The sequence below is a fragment of the Endomicrobiales bacterium genome, assembly GCA_023228045.1.
GTDB lineage: Bacteria > Elusimicrobiota > Endomicrobiia > Endomicrobiales > JALOBY01 > JALOBY01.
This window is the reverse complement of sequence record JALOBY010000014.1, coordinates 1-15837: the sequence shown is the minus strand read 5'-3', so window position 1 is coordinate 15837 and position 15837 is coordinate 1. Positions and strand designations below refer to the sequence as shown.

Sequence of the window (15837 nt, the reverse complement as noted above, 5' to 3'; positions counted from 1 at the left end):
ATTTATGCGCAGAAGTTTTGCCCCAAACAACACAATTTTCATGAACTCCACGATGGTTGGCAAAATTCAAAAAAATACCCTTGAAGAAATAAGGGTATCAGTATTAAAAAACAATAAAATTGATTTTAGAACATATTTTCAATTTCCAAATGAAGCTGAGCCAAAGCCAACAAAAAAGGGTCTTTGGCTTTCAATGAAAGATGTCCCGTTTATACTTTCTTCACTGTCTAACATTGAGAGTGAAAAGGGTAAAGAAATGTCTGCTGAAACGCCAATTGCAAATGAAGAAAAATTAAGAGTTTACTCAAGTTTATATAAAAAAAATATTATTTGTCATATCAGAGTTTTTTATAAAAAAAATGGTGAGCTTTTACCGAAAAAAGGGGTTTCTTTTTCACCGGAAATTTTATCACAAGTAAAAAAAGCAATTGAAGACGCTCATAAATTGAACGGAAAATAACGGAGGTGGCACCTATGGATATGTTTAAAATGGCAAAAGAAGCAATGGCAATGAGAAGCAAGCTTGCCGAGATGGAAAAAAATTTAAAGTCGCAGGTTGTTGAAGTGGAAACAAGTTCTGTCAGGGTAAAAGCCAATGGCAAGGGCGAGTTTACTGAGATAAAACTTTTACCGGAGTTAACAGGTGCATCGATTGAAAAAATTGAGAGAAGTGTGCTTTCAGCAGTTCAGCAGGCGAGCAAAAAAGCGCAGGAGTTAATGGCGCAAGAGGGTAAAAAAATTACTGGTGGTATGAAAATACCTGGTTTGATGTAAAAAAAGTCATAAGAATTTCAAAATTGAGCGTTGTAATTACTCATTTGTTTTTTTATAGAATTTTTATTATAATTGCGTTGCATTTTAAGAGTTGTCTTGCAGCGTCGCAAAACAATCCTGTTTTTTAAGCAAACATTTATTTTATTAAGTATATAGTTATTTTTATTTTGTTGTTCTAAACATTGTGAAATAAATCACAAAGTATTTGATTCTATTTTTGGAGTAATAAAATGGAGAGCAATTTAATAAGCACCATCGAGCCCATAATTAAACGGTGGAGGGGCAAAGATGGAAACCTAATTATGATTTTGCATGAAATTCAAGATCATTATGGTTATGTGCCAAGGAGTGTATCACTTTATATATCCTCACTTTTAAACATTCCTCTTGCAAGAATTTACGAAGTTATAACTTTTTACAATTACTTTAAACTTGAAGCGCCGGGTAAACATAAAATATCTGTTTGTATGGGCACAGCATGTTACTTAAGAGGTGCGTCGCAAATTTTTGATGAAGTAAAAACCGTACTTCAAATTGAAGAGGGTGAGACAACAAAAGATGGTATGTTTACATTGGATATAGTGCGCTGTCTTGGCTGTTGCGGCCTTGCACCTGTAATGATGATAGATGGGCATGTATATGGCAAAGTAAAAAAGAACGAAATTACGGAAATTCTCTCTAAATACAACGAGGAGCAGTAAAATGGTTAAAAACGAAAAAGCTCTAACTACCCCAAAAGGAGATTGGATAAAAGTTGGTATGAGCACCTGTGGCATAGCTGCAAAAGCAGATGAAGTTTACGCAACTTTGCTTGAAGAAGTAAAAAAAAGAAACTTGCAAATTGAAATAAAAAAATGCGGCTGCCTTGGTATGTGCTACTGCGAGCCAAACATTGAAGTTAGCATTAGCGGTATGCCAAGCGTTATTTACGGAAAAGTTGATAAAGAAATCGTTGTTAAAATAATAGACAAACATGTTTGCGGCAAGATGCTTGTTAACGACAATATTTACGACCTTCGGGCAAAAAGGTAATTACAATGGATAAAAAATTTATATTTCTAAAAGATACCAGTGCCAATAAACAAATAGATAAAACACGCGATATTTACACCAAATTTTTAGACCTATTGCGACAAGATAACTTGCAAGAAGATGTTCAGGTTTTACGCATTGCCGATGCAGGCATTTATAACAAGGGTGTTATAGCAAAGGTTTTCCCTGATAATATTGTGTATGCGAATATTACTGAAGACGATGTCAAAAAAATAATTGAAATTACAATAAAACAAAGCAAGATTATAAATGACTTGCTTTATAAAGATGAACCAAAGCAGTTACGCCTTGTGCTTAAAAATTGCGGTGTTATTAACCCTGAAAGCATTGAAGAGTATATTGCAAATGGCGGTTATGAAGCACTTGGCAAAGTGGTAAAAGCTTCCACTCCAAAACAGGTAATTGAAGAGCTTAAAACTGCTGGCTTGCGTGGCAGAGGCGGTGCAGGCTATCCCACATGGAAAAAATGGGAGTTTGCAAGAGAAATAGAGTCGGATCAAAAATATATTATATGCAATGGTGATGAAGGCGACCCGGGTGCGTATATGGACAGAAGTGTTCTTGAGGGCGACCCGCATGCAGTTATTGAAGGCATGATAATTGGTGGTTTTACCATTGGTGCTTCAAAGGGTTTTGTTTACATTCGTGCCGAATATCCGCTTGCTATTGAAAGAGTGCAAATGGCCATAGAGCAGGCAAAAGCAAATGGCTATTTGGGTAAAAATATTTTTGGAACTAATTTTAGTTTTGATTTAGAAATTCGTCTTGGAGCCGGGGCTTTCGTTTGTGGCGAGGAAACAGCTCTTATAGCTTCTATAGAAGGAAGAAGGGGAACCCCACGCCCAAGGCCGCCATACCCATCGGTTAAAGGCCTTTGGAATAAACCAACCGTAATTAATAATGTTGAAACACTTGCAACTATTGCTTTTGTAATTTCAAAGGGTGGCTTGTGGTTTTCAGGCATTGGCACAAACGAATCAAAAGGCACAAAAGTTTTTGCGGTAACCGGAAAAGTTAAAAACTCAGGCCTTGTAGAAGTGCCGATGGGCACAACATTGAGGGAAATTGTTTTTGATATTTGCGGTGGCAGTTATTCCGGCAAAAAAATAAAAGCTATTCAAACCGGCGGGCCTTCAGGCGGAGTAATACCTGAGAAGTTTTTTGATACGCCCGTAAGTTATGAAAACCTTGTAAAGCTTGGTTCTATTATGGGTTCCGGTGGTATGATAGTTATGGACGAAGATGATTGCATGGTTGATATTGCAAAATTTTACCTTCAGTTTTGCGTTGATGAGTCGTGCGGCAAGTGCGCGCCATGCAGAATTGGCGGCTTCCAAATACAAAATATATTGCAAAAAATTTCAAATGGCGAGGGTAAAATAGACGATATTGCAAAGTTAAAAAGAATAGGTGTTGCAATGCAAAAGGCTTCACTCTGCGGTCTTGGGCAAAGCGCGCCAAACCCGGTACTTTCCACACTGAACTATTTTGAAGATGAATATAAAGAGCATATAATTAATAAGATGTGCCCGGCACACAAATGTAAAAGTTTGGTTACTTACAGCATAATGCAAAACAAGTGTAAACGGTGCCGTTTGTGTTTTATTAACTGTCCTGTAAATGCCATTGGCGGTAACAGGGAAAAAGGTTTTTATGTTGATTTAGAAAAGTGTATAAAATGCGGCAAGTGTATGGAAGTTTGCAAATTTGATGCGATTTCAAAACAATAAAGAGGCTTTATATGATAAAAGCTATTATAAACGGTAAAAAAGTTTCAGTAGAGCAAGGCACAACAATATTAGATGCGGCAAAAAAAGTGTTTGTAAAAATACCAACTCTTTGCAAGCACCCAGACCTGCCACCATCTGCTGCTTGCGGTATTTGTGTTGTAAAAGTTAAAGGTTCTTCAAAAATGGTTCGTGCTTGTTGCACACCAATTGAAGAAAATATGGATGTAACCACTCAAGACCCCGAAATTGTTGAAATAAGAAAAACTGTTCTTGAGCTTATACTTTCCAGGCACCCAGACAGTTGTCTTACCTGTGGCAGAAATAACGATTGCGAATTGCAGCGCTTAACTGCGGATTTTGGAATAAGAAAGGAATCATTTCAAAAAAGTTTACGTGATTTGCCGATTGATGATTCAACCGGAACAATAGTGCTTGAGCCGCCAAAATGTATTCTTTGTGGCAGGTGCATTGAAGTATGCCAAGATATGCAAAATGTTTGGGCATTGTCATTTTTAGAACGAGGCATTGATACGAGAATTTCTCCTGCCGGCGATATTCGCTTAGCCGACTCGCCCTGTGTGCGTTGCGGTCAATGCTCAAACCATTGTCCAACCGGGGCAATAGTTGAAAAAGACGACACCGCTAAAGTTTGGCAGGTTTTGCAAGACCCGGAAAAGTTTTGTGTAGCTCAAATTGCCCCGGCTGTGCGTGTTGCCATTGGCGAAGCATTCGGGCTTGGTTCGGGTACTGTGCTAACCGGCAAAATTTACGCTCTTTTAAGACGGCTTGGCTTTAAGGCAGTGTTTGACACAAGCTTCGGCGCAGATGTTACAATTATGGAAGAGGGTAGTGAGTTTATTGAACGCTTCATTCATGGTAAATCGGAACTGCCTCTTATTACAACTTGCTGCCCATCGTGGGTTGACCATATGGAAAAGTTCTTCCCTGATATGCTCGGCAATTTCTCTTCTTGTAAATCACCACACCAAATTGTTGGCGTGCTTGCCAAAACATACTATGCGCAAAAAGCAAAGGTTGACCCTGCAAAAATTGCTATGGTTTCAATAATGCCTTGTACATCAAAAAAATACGAAATAACTCGTTCTACAGATATGTTTGCTTCCGGCCATCAAGACATTGACACAGTTCTTACCACCCGTGAGCTTGCAAGAATGATAAAACAGGCAGGTATTGATTTTGAACACTTGCCTGATGAAGAACCGGACCATATGCTTGGTGATTACGCAGGAGCCGGGGTTATTTTTGGAAATACCGGTGGTGTGCTTGAAGCGGCATTGAGAACTGTGGATGCTATACTAAGCGGGCCGGATGCAAAAACAAAAATAGAATTTAATGAAGTGCGTGGTCTTAAAGGTGTAAAAGAAGGTGTTGTTGAAGTTGGTGGCAAAAAGGTGCGCATTGCTGTTGCTCATGGCCTTGGTAATGTTGAGTATGTGCTAAATAAAGTTAGAGAAGCAAAGAAAAATAATCAAGAACGGCCATATGACTTTATTGAAGTTATGGCATGCCTTGGTGGTTGTGTTGGGGGCGGGGGACAACCCTATGGCGTAACCGATGAGTTTAGAACAAAAAGAGCCGAAGGAATATATAAAGATGATAGAAGCAAAGAACTAAGGTGTTCGCATCAAAACCCCTTCGTTCAGCAGCTTTATAAAGAGTTTCTTGATAAGCCATTAAGCGAAAAAGCAAAAAAGTTATTTCATACTGAGTATAAAGCAAGGCCTATTTACAGAAAGTAAGCTGGCATAACTATAATATCCTAAGGCAAGGATTTTTTCTGACCCAAAGGGATTTATTAAAATATATTTTCATATTTCAATTGTGAAAATTTTATAAACTTTTAATAAAACCCGTCTTTGCCTAAAGTTTGGCATAGACGGGCTTTTTATTTTTTGTAGTAAGGTTCGCCATTCCGTAGCATTCCGCGAAGGATGGTCATTCCCGCGGATAGTAAGCGGGAATCTAGTTTTTTTGAGCAAGTCTACAATTGTAAATTCAGACTAAGTCGCGGGGCTATTCTACCTCACCGCCTTTGGCGGGGGATCTTGGTTTTTACTGTCATTGCGAAACCCGAAGGGGTGAAGCAATCTCACCTTAACTATTAGATTGCCACGGGCTGAAGCCCTCGCAATGACACTGAATTGCCCAGTTTTGCTCGCCCGAGATGGCAAGTTAAAATCGGGCTTAGACATCCTTGACCACGACGCTCAAGGACATGCCCTCGCCGAAAGCTCCATAAAAATGCTCGTTCATTGTCTGCCCAAGGGGGCTGACTTCGCTAAAGGCGGGTTAGCCAAAGAGGCGATGGTGAAGCTAAAAATTTAAAGGAGTGCTTTATGAACAAAAGATTAGGTTTTGTTGGAATCGTTATTGAGAGCAGGCAAAAAAGTGCGCATTTTGTAAATGATGTGTTAAGTGAGTTTGGTGAACTAATTGTTGCTCGCACAGGTGTACCTTATAAAGAAAAGCACTGTAGTGTAATAACACTAATTGTTGATGCAACAAACGATGAACTCGGAGCGTTAACCGGAAAACTTGGGCAAATTGAAAATGTTTCCGTTAAATCGGCTCTCAGTAAAGTATAAAAAGGTATAAAAATGGCTAAACGCATAGAAAAAGATTTACTTGGTGAAATGGAAATTGATGAAAGCGCACTTTGGGGCATACATACCCAGAGGGCATTAGCTAATTTCAACTTAAGCGGTTATAAAATATCACCCAGATTAATTAGCGCATTGGCACTTGTTAAAAAAGCGTGTATGCTTTCAAACTTTAAACTTGGCTATATTGAAGAAAAAAAAGCACAAGCTATTTTAACTGCCTGTGATGAAATAATAAATGGGACTTTGAATTACGCATTCATTCTTGATGCCTTGCAAGGTGGTGCGGGTACTTCTATAAATATGAACATGAATGAAGTTATTGCAAATCGCGCGCTTGAACTGCTTGGTGAAAAAAAAGGCAGTTATAAAATAATAGACCCAATTGAAACCGTAAATATGCATCAGTCAACAAACGATGTTTTTCCAACTGCATTAAAAATTGCGGCAATAAACTGCATAAGAGAATTGAGTAGTGAAATTGCCTCTTTGCAGGGTGAACTTCAAAAAAAAGAAAAAGAGTTTAGCAGCATAGTTAAAATTGGCCGCACTCAAATGCAAGATGCCGTGCCTATAACATTAGGCGCGGAGTTTGGTGCTTTTGCTGAAGCATTTAGCAGAGACCGCTGGCGTGTTTTTAAGTGCGAGGAGCGCCTTAGATTAGTAAATATAGGCGGAACGGCCGTGGGCACTGCATTGGGCGCACCGCGCAAATATGTGTTTTTGGTTATTGAGGAACTGCGAAAACTCAGTGGGTTTGGCCTTGCAAGAGGTGAAAACCTGCTTGACCAAACCGCAAACAACGATGTTTTTGTGGAGGTGTCGGGTATCTTAAAGGCAAATGCTGCAAGTTTAATTAAGGTGTCAAAAGACCTGCGCCTTTTAGCTATGCTTGGCGAACTTCACCTTAAACCTTTGCAGGCTGGCTCTTCAATAATGCCGGGTAAGGTTAACCCTGTTGCCCTTGAAGCGGTAATTGGGTGCGCCTTAAAAGTAAAAGCAAATGATGTACTTATATTTGATGCCGTTTCTAACGGTACTTTACAGATAAACGAATATATGCCTTTAATTGCATTTGCTATGTTGGAATCTGTTAATTTGCTGCTAAATGCAAATAAATTACTTTGCGAACATATTAAAGATATCAGAGCAGATGAACGGGTATGTAAAGAGCTTTTATATAAAAGCCCGGGTGTAGTTAATGCATTTTTGCCATTGCTCGGTTATAAAAAAATAGAAGAGATAATAAATGAAGCAAGCAATGAAAAAAAAGATGTTATAGCTGTTATAGAAAAACATCTTGGCAAAGAAGTTGTTGAACAGGTGCTTTCTTCGGAAAATTTAACACGGACTTTGCAATAGGTTTGAGAACCGAGGCGAAAGAGACGGAGGCAGTTTTGAAGCAAAAACTGCAGCTAATGGTAATTCCATTGGCAAGGATTTTGCGGATAAAAATGTCCCGTATCTTTTGACGAATTCCAAATCCTATTGCAAAATTCGAGTTTAATTCATTTGGTTACAGGAAAGATAATGGCAAATGAAGTGGTTCAAAAAACTTTGCAAAGGGTATTTAACGCAAAAATACCGTCTATAGAAGATGTTGAGTTTTTGCTTACATTAGAGCAAGGACAAGGGCTTGAAGATTTATACGCATTTTCGCAAAAAGTATGCGATGAGTTTGTTGGCAAAGGTGTTCTACTGCGCGGCATAATTGAGTTTTCAAATTATTGTAAAAATGCTTGTCACTATTGCGGCTTAAATCGCAACAATTTAAATGTTAACCGTTATAGAATGAGCCAAGAAGAAATTTTAAAGTGTGTTGATCACATTTATTCTAAAGGCGTACGAACGGTTGTTTTGCAATCTGGTGAAGACCCTGCTATATCGGTAAATGAAATCGCTAAAATAGTTGAGCAAATAATGCAAAAGTATGACATTGCCATAACGCTTTCATGCGGTGAGCGTTCAAAAGAAGATTACAAGCTTTGGAAAAATGCTGGTGTTCAAAGGTACTTGCTTAGAATTGAGAGTACTGATGAGTTTTTATATAACTCCTTGCATGATGGAATGCTTTTAAGTAACCGCTTGCGTTGCCTGAAAGATTTAAGAGACCTTGGTTATCAGGTTGGTTCTGGAATAATGGTGGGGCTAAAGGGTCAAACTGTTAAAAGCATTGCCAAAGATATTATTTTTTTTGGAGAACAAAACTTTGATATGATGGGCATAGGACCTTTTATCGCACACAATCAAACACCCCTTGCTAATGAACCATCTGGCAAAGCAGAAGATGTATTAAAAGTTGTCGCGCTTACAAGAATTGTCACAAAAAATTCTCATATTCCAGCAACAACCGCGTTAGGTTCTCTTGATAGGGATTACAGAATAGACGCATTAAAAGTTGGTGCGAATGTAATAATGCCAAATTTTACAAAAGATGAATACAAAGTACTTTATGAAATATATCCAAATAAACGGTGTATAAATGAGCCGGCAGGTGCTTGTGTAAATTGCAATGAAGCTATGGCAAAAGCGGCTGGTAAATACATTGATTACTCAATAGGGCATTCGTTAAAGCCAATAAAGTAGCTTGTCATCCCAAAATGTATCAGAAAAGGTCTGTCATTCCCTCGGATTGTCAGCCCAAGGCTGACCCGCCTCGGGTGGGTAAGAGGGAATCCAGTGTCATTGCGGGGCTTTAGCCCGCGGCAATCTATCAGTTAAGATGAGATTGCTTCACCCCTTCGGGATTCGCAATGACAGCATGACCGCAACGACAACAAAAATTTTAGTCATTATAGCGATCATTGCAGCGAAAAGAATTAGTCATTGCGAGCGAAGCGCGGCAATCTGGTAATTAAGACAAGATTGTTTCACCCCTTTGGGATTCGCAATGACAGCATAACCACAAAGACGACAAAACATATCGGATAGTAGTGAATTTTAATTGAGGATAATTGAAGATATATGAATACCACACCAAAAAGTTTACGGTTGCAAATTGCGGTTTTTGGCCGTATGAATGTTGGCAAGTCAACATTTATTAATACACTTTGCGGCCAAAATGTTTCCATAACTTCAGCACAACCTGGCACAACAACCGATACGGTTGAAAAAGCAATGGAACTGTTGCCTATTGGCCCTGTGCTTTTTATAGATACAGCTGGAATAGACGACAAAAGTGAGCTTGGAACATTAAGGGTTGGGAAAACAAAAAAAGTTTTTCAAAGGGCAGATGTTGTTGTGGTAGTTGTTGAAAGCGAAGTGTGGGGTGAGTTTGAAGATTACATCGCGCAAAATGCAACGGAACGCAAATTGCCGTTTATTGTTGTTATAAACAAAGTTGACTTGAAAGCACCTTCAGAGAACTTTTTAAAGCTAATAAAAGAAAAGTCAAAAAACTACATAACCGCTTGCTCAATAGATTTGGAAGATAGAGAAAAACTACTTGAGGTGTTTAAATCCAAAATAATTTCTATTTGTTCGGCAGATTTTCTTAACCCCCCGCCGCTTATAAGCGATTTAGTTGGCGCGGGTGGTTTGGCTGTAATGGTAGTTCCAATTGATTTACAAGCCCCAAAGGGGCGGCTTATATTGCCTCAAGTGCAAACAATACGCGAAGCACTTGATTCAGACGCAATGTGCCTTGTTGTAAAAGAGCGCGAGCTGTCATTTGCTCTAAGCTCAATTAACATAAAACCAAGCATAGTTGTTTGCGACTCCCAAGTTGTACTAAAAACTCTGGCTGATGTTCCCAAGAATATTAAATGTACAACTTTCTCAATACTTTTTGCGCGTCTTAAAGGCAACCTGTCAGAAATGGCGCGTGGCGCGGCAGCGCTTGGCAAGTTAAAACGCGGAGATAAAGTTCTTATTGCCGAGTCGTGCACACACCATGCTTTGGAAGATGATATTGGCCGTGTAAAAATACCTCGTTGGATAAAACAATATACCGGTGCAAGCGTTGAAATAGATCATTCTTGTGGAATGGATTATCCCGAAAATCTTTCGCAATACAAATTGGTAGTTCACTGCGGAGGATGTATGTTAAACCGCGTGCAGATGCTTTCGCGAATACAGCAGGCACACTCAAGTGGCGTTGCCATAACAAATTACGGCCTTTGCATTTCTTTCGTTCAGGGTGTTATAGAGCGTGTTTTAGAACCGTTTCCCGATGCACTAGAAGCATATAAATCCGAATTTGATTAAAAAAAGTCGCGGGGCTATTCTGCCTCACCGCCTTTGGCGGGACCTTCGGCCTGCCCGCCCTTGGCGAGGTCTAGCCTCGGGCTGACGCCCCATGATACTTTTCTTTGTATGCCCAAAGAAAAGTAACCAAAAGAAATGCACCCACGGTGGCTATTCATTCGCATTTTTTTTGGCGTCTACGGAAACTCGCCTCGCCACTTTGTGGCGGGCTCAAACATCCTTGACGAAAACTCCAAAAAAATTCTCATTCATAGTCAGCCAAGGTGGGATGATTTTTCAAAAGTTTTGTCACGAGATAATAATCAAAAATTTTTTTACAAATATATACTTAACAAGGAAGTATCAAAATGAATGAAAAAAGCTGGATAGAAAGCCAAATAATACCTAACGAGATAGAAAAATATTTAAATAATGGTAAAGATTTTATAAATGAGTCCGAAATACTTGCGTACCTTTCAAATGCCTCCCCAGAAAAAGGCACGGTCCGCGCAATAATTGCAAAGGCATTGGCAATAGAAACTTTATTGCCACAAGAAACAGCTATGCTTTTGAATGTGCAAGACCCGGACCTGCTTTTAGAAATGCAGGATGCGGCACTAAAGATTAAATTAAAGGTATATGATAATCGCATAGTAACCTTTGCTCCACTTTACTTAAATGATTATTGTGTAAATAATTGCTCATATTGCGGACTGCGAAAAGACAATATTAGTTTACAAAGAAAGGCATTGTCGGCGACGGAGATAATTAGCGAGGTTGAAACACTCGCTGGAAAAATTGGCCATAAACGGCTTGTACTTGTTTATGGTGAGCACCCAACTGCCGATGTAGATTACATAACAGAAAGTATGCGTCTTGTTTATGGTGTAAAGGTAAAAGCAGGTAAAGGTTATGGGCAAATTAGAAGGGTTAATATAAATGCCGCGCCTATGTCGGTAGAAAAATTAAAAAAACTTGTTAACGCGGACATTGGAACTTATCAGGTATTTCAAGAGACCTACCACAAAGAAAGCTATGCAAAACTTCACCCTGCGAAAACACTCAAGGCAAATTATCTATGGCGGCTTTACACAATGCACAGAGCATTTGAGGCCGGTGTTGATGATGTTGGAATAGGTGCCTTATTTGGGCTTTATAACTGGAAGTTTGAGGTTATGGGACTTTTGTATCATACCATAGAGCTTGAAAAAAAGTTTGGCGTTGGTCCTCACACTATCTCTTTTCCTCGGCTTGAGCCAGCATTAAATACAAACTTTGAAGGCAGGGGTAATTATAAAGTTAGTGATGAAGAGTTTAAAAAATTAATAACCGTTTTACGCCTTAGCATACCTTACGCCGGTATGATACTTACCGCAAGAGAAAGTGAAAAACTAAGGAGAGAAACTTTAATGCTTGGGTGTACACAAATGGACGCGTCTTCACGCATTGGTGTCGGCTCATACAGCAAAGAGGATTTTAACCAGCATCAAGAAGGCGAAGGCCAGCAATTTGTTTTGGGTGATACAAGAACACTTGATGAACTTATTTATGAGCTTTCTTGCAAAGGAATGATAACATCTTTTTGCACGGCGGGGTATCGTTGCAAGCGCACAGGAAAGTGCATAATGGACCTGCTTAAAAATGGTGACGAAGGAAAGTTTTGCAAACTAAACGCAATTTTAACTTTTAGAGAGTGGTTAGATGATTTTGCAAGCCCAAAAACAAAAATTGCTGGTGAAAAAGTTATAGAAAAAGAATTAATGGAAACAAAAGAAAAAAATCCAATCGCCTACCCAATGCTTGCGCAATATTATGAAAGAATCAAAAATGGCGAAAGGGATCTTTACTTTTGAACACTAGCTTTTTTTGCTTTGGAAACTCTATGATTTTTATAAAGAATCAGCCCAAAGTGCACTAATCCAAAGCCAATAGTTGCAAATGCGCATTTTTTGTGTAGCTCAAAGTTTAAGTGCGTAATTCCTATGACAAATGTGGCAACAAGCGATACAAAAGCCGCAAAACCGCTAATACCAATCGCAACGAATATTTTTTTCATATATTAGTTTTGTGCCTCAAAAACTTCCTTGCCTGCTCCACATACCGGGCAAACCCATGAACTATCTACTTGCTCAAACTCCGTTCCTGCCGCAACGCCGTTATCCGGGTCGCCTAAAGCAGGGTCATAAACATAACCGCAAATGCTACATACAAATTTCTGCATAATTCCTCCTATTTCTTTTTGTCTGTCATACCGAATCCCGCAAAAGGCGGGATGAGGTATCTTTTACAAATACTCTATAGATAAATCATCCCAAGCTGGATTCATTTTTTCAACAAGAGAATCTTTCTTTTCTCTGCGCCACTTTTTGATTTCCTTTTCTCTATATATGGCGGCACTTACATCAGTTGTCTGCTCAAAATAAACTATCTTGTTAAGGTTATATTTTTTACTAAAACCGTTTATCAGTTTACTTTTATGCTCATAAATTCTTCGTTCAAGATTGTTCGTCATTCCGATATACATAACTTTATTGTTCCAGTTTGTGAGAATGTACACATAGTAGTTATTGTTCAACATTAAGATCTCTCCTCACTTCGTTCGTCGAGATGACAGGATGGGGGAAAGCAAAAGTCGAGATGACAAGTCCCGCCAAAGGCAGGGGCTGAAACCCTTGGGAATGACAGACTTTTTTTTAGTTTGTCATCTCGAATCCCGCCGATGGCGGGAGAGGGATCTTGTTTTTATCATTTATTTGCACTAGATATTACAGTTTTTTCTCTTCAACATAGGTTGTTGCTGATTTTGGTGTTTTGCCGCCTTTAATAAGGTGATAATCAAAATATGTAAGCGGTTCTTTTTCGTTTAATACTTTCGCATCAATAACCTTACCTATAAAAAGTGTGTGGGTGGCAGCATCAGAGGTCGCAATAACTTCAGCAACAATATGTGCAACGCAATAATCATTTACGCATGGCATAGAGTTTTTACCAATGTCAAAGCTTACCCCTTCAAATTTATCAATGTTTCTGCCGCTTTTAAAGCCAAACTTTCCAATAAAAACAAGCGGCACATCAGAGCAAAGCACTGAAATTGAAAAACTTTTACTACTGCTTATAAACTCATGCGTTAAGTTTTGTTTATACTTACTGCAAAAAGTGCCGGTTCTGCCGATACTTGAAATACAGTGTTTGCAATTTGACCGTTAAATTTACCATCTTTTTGAGAACTTACAATGTAAACCCCGTAGCTAAGTTTAGTAAACGCTTTTGCATCCATAATTATTTAAAAACCTCTCCTGTTTCCTTTTGCCAAAAAAGCAGGTCCATATGGTCAAGTGGAATGCCTGTTTTCTTTGCAAATTTTTTCATCAAATTTTCAATTTCAAAATACTTACTTTTTGTCAGTGTTTTTGGAATTTCAGAAATTACGCCAAAGTATTTAAGGTTTTTTAGTATGTGCCTGTCAAGTATCGCAAGTTCTTGGGCGAAGCCAATGTTCCTTAAAAAATGTCCGGCCTCTTTATACCCAATACCTTTAATATTTTGTACAAGCCATTCGCGTTTAAGTTGACAGTTTGTATGCTCGTTAAGAATTTTTCTAAGAGAGATTTTACCCCGCCCTTCGGGCGAGGTCTCGCCCGCACAAAGATGCGAGGCGGACTTTATTGTTACTTTTTCTCGTGCTTCAACAATTCTTTGTGCTTTTGTATATTTAAAACGCACGCCAAAAAGTTCTTTTTCAATTTGTTCCTTTTTACCCTTAAGTAGAAGGTTTTTGTTCTTTAAATTTTCTATGGCGCGCCAACACATTTTTGCGCTTGACTGTGGGGTTAAAATACAAAACGCAAGCTCTCCAAAAAGTTCTTCTTCAGGGTAGGTTTTCCAAACTTCATGAAAATCTTCCAGCCGTTTAGAAAGTTTGTTTTTAATAGGTTTCCAAATGTTTAACAATTCATTTTTAGAACTTTCCATACGAAAGATTATAATTAACACTCAAAGTAAAGTCAATAAAATGGTTGCAGTTTATGGTTTGCTTGTCATCTCGATGAGCGAAGCGAAGAGAGATCTTTAACTCAATTACAAGATCCCTCACTGCGTTTCGGGATGACACAGGGGAGTCAGCCTGAGGCTAACAGAATAGCCCCGCGACTTAAACATTTTTTGAAAGGTTTGACTTGCACTGGCACATTTGTTAAAATTCCAAACAAAATAAAAAAGAGGTGATAATATGAACATACTGCTTGGCATTTGTTTGGTAATAATTACCGTAGCGATTGTTGTGGCGGTTGTTTATCTTGTTCAAACATTAATACAGTTGAAGCAAACGGCTCAACAGGTCTTTTACACCGCAAGTGAAGCAGAGGAACTGTTGAAATCAATAAATGCCGAGGCATCAGTTATAGCTGGTCTTGCAAATAACATAGCGGGTTTTTTTGGCAATGTCGTCCCTTATTTCAAAGTTGGTTCATTATTTACGAGTATAGTTTCAGGTTTTTTCAAAAAACGCTCTAAATAGGCAAATTTTCTGATACGCCACTTGTTACGCGAAGTAATAATTCAAGTAAAGGAGATATTTAAATGTCTGAAAAAAATTCAGCTGGTATTACACTTGCATTTATTCTTGGTGGTTTAATTGGTGCCGCTTTGGGTGTGCTATATGCGCCAAGCTCAGGTAAAGAGACAAGAAAAAGAATTAAAAATATGACAGGTGACTTAATTGACAATGCAGGAGATTTTGTTGAAAATGTTAAAGAAAAAACAATCAATGCTGTTGAAGATGCAAAAGAAAAGTTGAATTCAAAAAAAGAACGCCTTGAGTTTGCATTTGAGGCAGGCAAGAAAGCATACAAAGAAGGCAAAATAGAAGAGTAGTTTTCTTTATGTTAGAAGGTCTGTCATATGCGCCACCAGCACTTGACTGTCATTGCCATCCACCTTGCTTGTTATTTCCGTCCCGCCTCGGCGGGATTAGCGGGAATCTATAAATGGTGTGTCAGTAAAAAGCTGGATTCCCGATTAAGACATTCTGGAATGACAAAACATGTTGAACACCAATGGTTAGATGTTTTATAAATTTTGTTGCAGCGTTTTTTGATAATTTTGATTTATGGTTAATTTTATGTGCTGGGGTAGCTCAGTTGGTAGAGCACAGGTCTGAAAAACCTGGTGTCGACAGTTCAATTCTGTCCCCCAGCATTTTTTTATTTAGTTGTCATATTGTCAGCCCGAGGCGAGACCTCGCCAAAGGCGGGAAATGCAATGAGGTATCTTGTTTTTACTGTCATTGCGAATCCCGAAGGGGTGAAGCAATCTTGCCTTAATTATTAGATTGCCGCGCTTCGCTCGCAATGGGCATAATACTCAAAAAGTGTTGCTAAAAACAAGGGATAAAGTCTTAAATATAGACGACAAGTAAAAACATTTGATACTCTTTTATTGAAACGGTTCAATAAAGGAGCATGAATGCAAAAAAA

Annotated in this window: 17 protein-coding genes, 1 tRNA gene and 1 pseudogene; 14 read left to right on the top strand and 5 right to left on the bottom strand. The window is 38.7% G+C overall.

What is annotated here, in order from left to right; translation table 11 throughout:
• Positions 1 to 4 precede the first annotated feature (4 nt).
• From M0Q46_04350 to hydG, 11 genes are all read left to right on the top strand, one after another.
• Entirely contained in the window at positions 5 to 460 is a 456-nt protein-coding gene (locus M0Q46_04350) for a transcriptional coactivator p15/PC4 family protein (GenBank protein MCK9582831.1), read from the top strand.
• A gap of 14 nt (positions 461 to 474) precedes the next feature.
• Positions 475 to 774, top strand: coding sequence for a YbaB/EbfC family nucleoid-associated protein (locus tag M0Q46_04345; GenBank protein ID MCK9582830.1), 300 nt, complete (start codon positions 475 to 477; stop codon positions 772 to 774).
• A gap of 230 nt (positions 775 to 1004) precedes the next feature.
• Positions 1005 to 1475 (top strand): NAD(P)H-dependent oxidoreductase subunit E, encoded by a 471-nt coding sequence (locus M0Q46_04340; protein MCK9582829.1) that lies wholly within the window; start codon positions 1005 to 1007, stop codon positions 1473 to 1475.
• 1 nt (position 1476) lies between these two features.
• Positions 1477 to 1806: a (2Fe-2S) ferredoxin domain-containing protein gene (locus M0Q46_04335; GenBank protein ID MCK9582828.1), complete on the top strand. Its 330-nt coding sequence runs from the start codon at positions 1477 to 1479 to the stop codon at positions 1804 to 1806.
• Positions 1807 to 1811: 5 nt separating this feature from the next.
• Complete coding sequence (locus M0Q46_04330; protein MCK9582827.1) at positions 1812 to 3557, top strand: 4Fe-4S binding protein; 1746 nt, start codon at positions 1812 to 1814, stop codon at positions 3555 to 3557.
• A gap of 11 nt (positions 3558 to 3568) precedes the next feature.
• A complete protein-coding gene (locus M0Q46_04325) occupies positions 3569 to 5317 on the top strand; it encodes an NADH-dependent [FeFe] hydrogenase, group A6 (protein ID MCK9582826.1) in 1749 nt (582 codons plus the stop codon).
• A gap of 597 nt (positions 5318 to 5914) precedes the next feature.
• Positions 5915 to 6163, top strand: coding sequence for an iron-only hydrogenase system regulator (locus M0Q46_04320; protein MCK9582825.1), 249 nt, complete (start codon positions 5915 to 5917; stop codon positions 6161 to 6163).
• 12 nt (positions 6164 to 6175) lie between these two features.
• Positions 6176 to 7540, top strand: a complete 1365-nt coding sequence (locus M0Q46_04315; GenBank protein ID MCK9582824.1) for an aspartate ammonia-lyase — start codon at positions 6176 to 6178, stop codon at positions 7538 to 7540.
• Positions 7541 to 7708: 168 nt separating this feature from the next.
• Positions 7709 to 8764: a [FeFe] hydrogenase H-cluster radical SAM maturase HydE gene (hydE, locus tag M0Q46_04310; GenBank protein ID MCK9582823.1), complete on the top strand. Its 1056-nt coding sequence runs from the start codon at positions 7709 to 7711 to the stop codon at positions 8762 to 8764.
• A gap of 378 nt (positions 8765 to 9142) precedes the next feature.
• The gene (gene hydF / locus M0Q46_04305) at positions 9143 to 10384 is read left to right on the top strand and encodes a [FeFe] hydrogenase H-cluster maturation GTPase HydF (GenBank protein ID MCK9582822.1); all 1242 of its coding nucleotides are present in this window, start codon (positions 9143 to 9145) and stop codon (positions 10382 to 10384) included.
• A gap of 347 nt (positions 10385 to 10731) precedes the next feature.
• Positions 10732 to 12216: a [FeFe] hydrogenase H-cluster radical SAM maturase HydG gene (gene hydG / locus M0Q46_04300; GenBank protein ID MCK9582821.1), complete on the top strand. Its 1485-nt coding sequence runs from the start codon at positions 10732 to 10734 to the stop codon at positions 12214 to 12216.
• On the opposite strand, the gene M0Q46_04295 is transcribed toward hydG, so the two are convergent.
• From M0Q46_04295 to M0Q46_04275, 5 genes and pseudogenes are all read right to left on the bottom strand, one after another.
• Positions 12207 to 12419, bottom strand: a complete 213-nt coding sequence (locus M0Q46_04295; protein ID MCK9582820.1) for a hypothetical protein — start codon at positions 12417 to 12419, stop codon at positions 12207 to 12209. The two genes, hydG and M0Q46_04295, sit on opposite strands and share 10 nt — an antisense overlap.
• A gap of 3 nt (positions 12420 to 12422) precedes the next feature.
• Positions 12423 to 12584, bottom strand: coding sequence for a rubredoxin (locus M0Q46_04290; protein MCK9582819.1), 162 nt, complete (start codon positions 12582 to 12584; stop codon positions 12423 to 12425).
• Between the two features lie 63 nt (positions 12585 to 12647).
• The gene (locus tag M0Q46_04285; protein MCK9582818.1) at positions 12648 to 12941 is read right to left on the bottom strand and encodes a GIY-YIG nuclease family protein; all 294 of its coding nucleotides are present in this window, start codon (positions 12939 to 12941) and stop codon (positions 12648 to 12650) included.
• A 187-nt stretch (positions 12942 to 13128) separates the two neighbouring features.
• Positions 13129 to 13640 (bottom strand): annotated as a pseudogene (locus tag M0Q46_04280) (flavin reductase family protein).
• A gap of 2 nt (positions 13641 to 13642) precedes the next feature.
• Entirely contained in the window at positions 13643 to 14335 is a 693-nt protein-coding gene (locus tag M0Q46_04275) for an N-glycosylase/DNA lyase (protein MCK9582817.1), read from the bottom strand.
• Between the two features lie 256 nt (positions 14336 to 14591).
• Between M0Q46_04275 and M0Q46_04270 the strand changes: the two genes are divergently transcribed.
• The 3 genes from M0Q46_04270 to M0Q46_04260 all read left to right on the top strand — a co-directional run bounded on the left by M0Q46_04270 (position 14592) and on the right by M0Q46_04260 (position 15559).
• On the top strand, positions 14592 to 14879 hold the full coding sequence (locus M0Q46_04270) for a hypothetical protein (GenBank protein MCK9582816.1): 288 nt from the start codon (positions 14592 to 14594) through the stop codon (positions 14877 to 14879).
• A 62-nt stretch (positions 14880 to 14941) separates the two neighbouring features.
• Positions 14942 to 15235 (top strand): YtxH domain-containing protein, encoded by a 294-nt coding sequence (locus M0Q46_04265; GenBank protein MCK9582815.1) that lies wholly within the window; start codon positions 14942 to 14944, stop codon positions 15233 to 15235.
• Between the two features lie 251 nt (positions 15236 to 15486).
• A tRNA-Phe gene (locus M0Q46_04260) sits at positions 15487 to 15559 on the top strand.
• Positions 15560 to 15837 lie beyond the last annotated feature (278 nt).

Coding starts and splice junctions, on each gene's coding strand:
- M0Q46_04350 (MCK9582831.1), top strand. CDS start 5: ATGCGCAGAAGTTTTGCCCCAAACAACACAATTTTCATGAACTCCACG.
- M0Q46_04345 (MCK9582830.1), top strand. CDS start 475: ATGGATATGTTTAAAATGGCAAAAGAAGCAATGGCAATGAGAAGCAAG.
- M0Q46_04340 (MCK9582829.1), top strand. CDS start 1,005: ATGGAGAGCAATTTAATAAGCACCATCGAGCCCATAATTAAACGGTGG.
- M0Q46_04335 (MCK9582828.1), top strand. CDS start 1,477: ATGGTTAAAAACGAAAAAGCTCTAACTACCCCAAAAGGAGATTGGATA.
- M0Q46_04330 (MCK9582827.1), top strand. CDS start 1,812: ATGGATAAAAAATTTATATTTCTAAAAGATACCAGTGCCAATAAACAA.
- M0Q46_04325 (MCK9582826.1), top strand. CDS start 3,569: ATGATAAAAGCTATTATAAACGGTAAAAAAGTTTCAGTAGAGCAAGGC.
- M0Q46_04320 (MCK9582825.1), top strand. CDS start 5,915: ATGAACAAAAGATTAGGTTTTGTTGGAATCGTTATTGAGAGCAGGCAA.
- M0Q46_04315 (MCK9582824.1), top strand. CDS start 6,176: ATGGCTAAACGCATAGAAAAAGATTTACTTGGTGAAATGGAAATTGAT.
- hydE (MCK9582823.1), top strand. CDS start 7,709: ATGGCAAATGAAGTGGTTCAAAAAACTTTGCAAAGGGTATTTAACGCA.
- hydF (MCK9582822.1), top strand. CDS start 9,143: ATGAATACCACACCAAAAAGTTTACGGTTGCAAATTGCGGTTTTTGGC.
- hydG (MCK9582821.1), top strand. CDS start 10,732: ATGAATGAAAAAAGCTGGATAGAAAGCCAAATAATACCTAACGAGATA.
- M0Q46_04295 (MCK9582820.1), bottom strand. CDS start 12,419: ATGAAAAAAATATTCGTTGCGATTGGTATTAGCGGTTTTGCGGCTTTT.
- M0Q46_04290 (MCK9582819.1), bottom strand. CDS start 12,584: ATGCAGAAATTTGTATGTAGCATTTGCGGTTATGTTTATGACCCTGCT.
- M0Q46_04285 (MCK9582818.1), bottom strand. CDS start 12,941: ATGTTGAACAATAACTACTATGTGTACATTCTCACAAACTGGAACAAT.
- M0Q46_04275 (MCK9582817.1), bottom strand. CDS start 14,335: ATGGAAAGTTCTAAAAATGAATTGTTAAACATTTGGAAACCTATTAAA.
- M0Q46_04270 (MCK9582816.1), top strand. CDS start 14,592: ATGAACATACTGCTTGGCATTTGTTTGGTAATAATTACCGTAGCGATT.
- M0Q46_04265 (MCK9582815.1), top strand. CDS start 14,942: ATGTCTGAAAAAAATTCAGCTGGTATTACACTTGCATTTATTCTTGGT.